The organism is Micromonospora maritima (assembly GCF_902825405.1).
Lineage (GTDB): Bacteria > Actinomycetota > Actinomycetes > Mycobacteriales > Micromonosporaceae > Micromonospora > Micromonospora maritima.
The window spans coordinates 1-5,036 of record NZ_CADEAU010000389.1 but is presented as its reverse complement, the minus strand read 5'-3'; the positions used below and the strand labels follow the sequence as shown (position 1 = coordinate 5,036).

Below are 5,036 nucleotides of genomic sequence, written 5' to 3'. Positions count from 1 at the left end.
TGCCGAGCCGGCGCCCCGCCCCCGACAGCAGGGCCTGCCCGAGCCGGGCCGGAGCACCGGATGGGAGGCGCTGGCCACCAACGCCCGGCCCGCCGGCCCGACCGCTGCGGAGACCTCCCGGACCGGCTCCGAGCCGACCGTGCCGGCTCAGGCCCAGCCCGGTCCGGAGAGCACCGAACCGGACCCGACCGGGGAGCGCGGGCGGCACGCCGGGCCGGAGGACGCCGACGCGACCGGCGGGAAGTCGAAGGCCCGGCGAGGGCTGTTCCGGCGCAACCGGGCCAAGGGCGAGCCGGAGCAGGCCGACCGGACGGCCGAGCCGGACGCCACGACCGACGACGAGTACGTGGACTGGGTCGCGGGCCTCGCCTCGGACGACAACGCCGACGACGCCCGGTCCCTGCGCACCGGCCGGCACCACCGCGACTGAACGGCGGCCCGGGGCGGGCCGGAGGCACGACCCGCCCCGGCCCCGCTCACGCCAGCGGCAGGTAGACCCGCGACCCGGAGGCGACGAACTCCTCCGACTTGCCGCGCATGCCGCGCGCCGCGTAGTCCTTCAGCTCCTGGGTGATCTTCATGGAGCAGAACTTCGGCCCGCACATCGAGCAGAAGTGCGCGGTCTTCGCCGGCTCGGCGGGCAGCGTCGCGTCGTGGTACGCCCGCGCGGTCTCCGGGTCGAGCGCCAGGTTGAACTGATCCTCCCAGCGGAACTCGAACCGGGCCTTGGACAGCGCGTCGTCCCACGCCTGCGCGCCCGGGTGCCCCTTGGCCAGGTCGGCCGCGTGCGCCGCGATCTTGTACGCGATCACACCCGCCTTCACGTCGTCGCGGTCGGGCAGCCCGAGGTGCTCCTTCGGGGTGACGTAGCAGAGCATGGCGGTGCCGAACATGCCGATCATCGCCGCGCCGATCGCGGAGGTGATGTGGTCGTACGCGGGCGCGACGTCGGTGGTCAGCGGCCCGAGCGTGTAGAACGGCGCCTCGTGGCACCACTCCTGCTGGAGGTCCACGTTCTCCTTGATCTTGTGCATCGGCACGTGCCCGGGGCCCTCGATCATCACCTGCATGTCGTGCTCCCAGGCGATCTTCGTCAGCTCGCCCAGCGTGCGCAGCTCGGCGAACTGCGCCTCGTCGTTGGCGTCCGCGATGGAACCGGGGCGCAGCCCGTCACCGAGGGAGAACGTGACGTCGTACTTCGCGAGCAGCGAACACAGCTCGGCGAAGTTGGTGTAGAGGAAGTTCTCCTCGTGGTGCGCCAGGCACCAGGCCGCCATGATCGAGCCGCCCCGGGACACGATGCCTGTCACCCGGTCCACCGCGAGCGGCACGTACGGCAGGAGCACCCCGGCGTGCACCGTCATGTAGTCGACGCCCTGCTCCGCCTGCTCGATGACCGTCTCGCGGAACACCTCCCAGCTCAGCTTCACCGGGTCGCCGCCGACGGACTCCAGCGCCTGGTAGATCGGCACGGTACCGATCGGCACCGGCGCGTTCCGCACGATCGCCTCGCGCGTGGAGTGGATGCGCTTGCCGGTGGACAGGTCCATCACGGTGTCCGCGCCCCACCGGGTGGCCCAGGTCAGCTTCTCCACCTCCTCGGCCACCGACGACGTGACCGCCGACGTGCCGATGTTGGCGTTGACCTTCACCAGGAACGCCTTGCCGATGATGGCCGGCTCGCACTCGGGGTGGTTGACGTTGAGCGGCAGCACCGCCCGCCCGGCCGCGATCTCGTCCCGGACGAACTCCGGCGCCACCGACTCCCGGATCGCCACGAACTCCATCTCCGGCGTGACGATCCCGGCCCGGGCGTACGCGAGCTGAGTCGGACGGGTCCCCGCCAGCGGCGTGCCGGCGCCGCGTACCGGGGCCACGTCGCCGCGCTCGGCGATCCACGGCCCGCGCAGCGCGGGCAGCCCCACCTCCGGGTCGGAGCCGGGACCGGAGGTGTCGTAGAGCCGTACCGGCGGGTTGTCCCCGGTCAGCGTCACCTCGGCGAACGGCACCCGGACGTCCGGGCGTGACCCTTCCACGTACACCTTGCGACGTGCCTGCATGACAGCCTCCCTGTCGCTCATGCGTTCCAGCCGAAGTGGTCCAGCGGGCCGCGTCCCGCGCCCAGCTCCCAGCCCCGCGCGCCGGTCAGCGCGCGGGTCACGTACTCCTTGGCGGCGGCCACCGCGACCGGCGCCGGATCGCCCGCGGCGAGCCGGACCGCGACGGCGGCCGCGAACGAACAGCCGGTGCCGTGGTTGTGCCGGGTGTCCACCCGGGGGGCGCGTAGCAGGCGCGTGGTCCCACCGCCCGCGAGCACGTCCACCGACTCGCCGTCGGCGTCCACGTCGCCGCCGGTCACCACCACGAACGCCGGGCCGCGCGCCGCCAGCGCCTCGGCCGCCGCGACCATCTCCTCCACGGTGCCCACCGGGCCTCCGGTGAGGGCCGCGGCCTCCGCGCAGTTCGGCGTCGCCACCTCCGCGTACGGCAGCAGCCGCTCGACCGCCTCCACCACGCCGAGCCGGTGCCCGCTGGTGGCGACCAGTACCGGGTCGACGACCAGGTGCGGCAGCCGACCGGCCCGGGCCGCCTCGGCCACCGCGTCGGCGACCGCCGGGGTGCCGAGCATCCCGGTCTTCACCGCGCGGACGTCGAAGTCGCCGAGCACGCTGTCGAGCTGGTCGCGCACGGTCTGCGGGGGCAGCGGCAGGACCGCGTCGACGCCCCGGGTGTTCTGCGCGGTGACGGCGGTGAGCACTGTCGTGCCGTACGCGCCGAGCGCGGCGAACGTCTTGAGGTCGGCCTGGATGCCCGCTCCTGCTCCGGAGTCGGAGCCGGCGATGCTGAGAACTGTCGTCGGCGTCACTGGTTCTCTTCTCCGGTGGTTGCGCGGTTTGGGGCCGCCTCCTGGAAGGCGCTGCCCAGCGTGGTGGCGGTTTCGGCGGGGTCGTTGGCGCGCATGACGGCGCCCAGCACGGCTACGCCGGCGGCGCCCGCCTCGACGCATGCGTGGACCTGAGCTGCCGTTTCGATGCCGCCGAGGGCGAGCACCGGGACCGGGCTGGCTGTCACCAGCGCGGCGAGTCCGGCCGGCCGCAGCGCCGGGCCGTAGCCGGGCTTCGTCCTCGTCTCGTAGACCGGGGACAGCGTCGCGTAGTGCTCGGTGGTGAGCCGGGCCAGCTCGACGGTGTCGTGGCAGGAGCGGCCGACGAGCCCGACGGCGGGCGGCGGGTACGGGCCGGCGGCGGGCAGGTGCACCGCGTCACCGTCGAGCGGGTCCGGTCCGGCGACGATCAGCGTGCCGCCCGCCTCGGCGAGGATCGCGCGCAGCTCGACCGCGAGCGCGAGACGCTCCGCGCGGGGCAGGTCCTTCTCCCGCAGCACCACCCACCGCACTCCCCCACCGACGGCGTCCGCGACCACGTCGACGAGCGCCTCCCGAGCGATGCGCCGATCGGTGAGCAGCACGACCCCGGCCGGGCCGGTGTAGATCTTGGTATACGGCCGCCCCCCGGAGGGCGCATCCGCACCGAGATCCGCAGCGCGTAGGGCGGTCACAGGTCGGGCCGGCCGTCGTCGGTGGTGGACGGCAGGGCGTGGAAGCGGCGGGCGATGCGGCCCGCGCCGTACGCCAGGCGCCCGGCCTCGACCGCGTACCGCATGGCCGTGGCCATCGCCACCGGGTCGGCGGCCCGGGTCACGGCGCTCGCCAGCAGCACCGCGTCGCAGCCCAGCTCCATCGCGAGCGCCGCGTCGGAGGCGGTGCCGATGCCCGCGTCGAGCACCACCGGCACGTCGACGGCCTGCCGGATGAGCCGGATGTGGTGCGGGTTGCCGATGCCCAGTCCGGAGCCGATCGGCGACCCGGCCGGCATCACCGCCGCGCAGCCCACGTCGGCCAGCCGCCGGGCCAGCACCGGATCGTCCGAGGTGTACGGCAGCACGGTGAACCCGTCGGCCACCAGCTCCTCGGCGGCGCGCAGCAGCTCCACCCCGTCGGGCAGGAGCGTGCGCTCGTCACCGATCACCTCCAGCTTCACCCAGTCGGTGTCGAACGCCTCCCGGGCCAGGTGCGCCGTCTTCACCGCCTCGACGGCGGTCCGGCAGCCGGCCGTGTTCGGCAGCAGCCGTACGCCGCACCGCTCCACCAGGTCGAGCAGGCCGCCCGACCCGCCGGGCGTGGTGTCCACCCGGCGCAGCGCCACCGTCACCAGCTCGGTGCCGGAGGCGCGGATCGCCTGCTCCAGCACGTGCAGGTTGGCCGCGCCACCGGTGCCGAGGATGAGCCGGGAGCCGAACGTGACCCCGCCGATCTCCACCGTGGACACCCCGCTCACCCGCCCTGGGTGGCGCTGAGCACCTCGACCCGGTCGCCGTCGCGCAGCACGCTCGCCGACCAGCCGCCGCGCGGCACCACCTCGCCGTTCACCGCCACCGCGAGCCCGCGCTCCCGGTCGGTGACGGTGCGGACCACCTCGGCGACCGTGACGCCCTCGGGCAGCGTCCGGCCCGTGCCGTTGACGATCAGTTCCACGTGCGCTCCTTCCCGAAGCGGTCCGGGGTGAAGGGGGCGAGCGCGGGATCCGGCTCGCCGGTGACGATCAGCTCGGTGACCAGGTCGGCGGTGACCGGGGTGAGCACGATGCCGTGCCGGTGGTGCCCGGTCGCGGCGAGCACGCCGGGCCGCCCGGGCAGCGGCCCGATGATCGGCGCGTTGTCGGGCGTACCGGGGCGCAACCCGGCGACGGCCTCCACCAACTCGTACTCGACGAGTTCCGGCACCAGCTCCGCGGCGGCGCGCAGCAGCGTCAACACGCCGCCGGCGGTGACAGCGGTGTCCGCGCGCTCCTCGACCGTCGCCCCGACCACGACCTCACCGCTGTCCCGGGGCACCAGATAGACCGACTCGCTGTCCGCGTACCCCCGGATCACGTGCCGGAAGCCCGGCGGACCGCCACCCGGCGCGCGCAGCCGCAGCACCTGGCCCTTGACCGGCCGGACCGGCAGGCCGGTCAGCGCCGCCGCGCCGCAGCCCG

The 5,036-nt window shown here is 74.6% G+C and carries 6 protein-coding genes and 1 pseudogene; 1 reads left to right on the top strand and 6 read right to left on the bottom strand.

Annotation, left to right across the window (positions count from 1 at the left end):
* Positions 1–430: pseudogene (locus HUW36_RS25240) on the top strand (hypothetical protein); the annotation flags it as partial.
* A gap of 46 nt (positions 431–476) precedes the next feature.
* Here the strand turns inward: HUW36_RS25240 and thiC are convergent.
* From thiC to HUW36_RS25210, 6 genes are all read right to left on the bottom strand, one after another.
* Positions 477–2,060 carry a phosphomethylpyrimidine synthase ThiC gene (gene thiC, locus HUW36_RS25235; protein WP_174530442.1) on the bottom strand — a complete coding sequence of 528 codons (1,584 nt, stop codon included), beginning with the start codon at positions 2,058–2,060 and terminating at the stop codon, positions 477–479.
* A gap of 17 nt (positions 2,061–2,077) precedes the next feature.
* A complete protein-coding gene (gene thiD, locus HUW36_RS25230) occupies positions 2,078–2,866 on the bottom strand; it encodes a bifunctional hydroxymethylpyrimidine kinase/phosphomethylpyrimidine kinase (protein WP_174530441.1) in 789 nt (262 codons plus the stop codon).
* The gene (locus tag HUW36_RS25225) at positions 2,863–3,492 is read right to left on the bottom strand and encodes a thiamine phosphate synthase (protein WP_174530443.1); all 630 of its coding nucleotides are present in this window, start codon (positions 3,490–3,492) and stop codon (positions 2,863–2,865) included. The genes thiD and HUW36_RS25225 overlap by 4 nt, the downstream gene beginning before the upstream one ends.
* A gap of 62 nt (positions 3,493–3,554) precedes the next feature.
* Positions 3,555–4,337, bottom strand: a complete 783-nt coding sequence (locus HUW36_RS25220) for a thiazole synthase (RefSeq protein ID WP_174530440.1) — start codon at positions 4,335–4,337, stop codon at positions 3,555–3,557.
* Complete coding sequence (gene thiS, locus HUW36_RS25215; protein WP_013288601.1) at positions 4,334–4,534, bottom strand: sulfur carrier protein ThiS; 201 nt, start codon at positions 4,532–4,534, stop codon at positions 4,334–4,336. The genes HUW36_RS25220 and thiS overlap by 4 nt, the downstream gene beginning before the upstream one ends.
* On the bottom strand, positions 4,525–5,036 hold a 512-nt coding region (locus HUW36_RS25210), incomplete at its 5' end, for an FAD-dependent oxidoreductase (protein ID WP_174530439.1). The genes HUW36_RS25210 and thiS, both read right to left, overlap by 10 nt.

Coding starts and splice junctions, on each gene's coding strand:
- thiC (WP_174530442.1), bottom strand. CDS start 2,060: ATGCAGGCACGTCGCAAGGTGTACGTGGAAGGGTCACGCCCGGACGTC.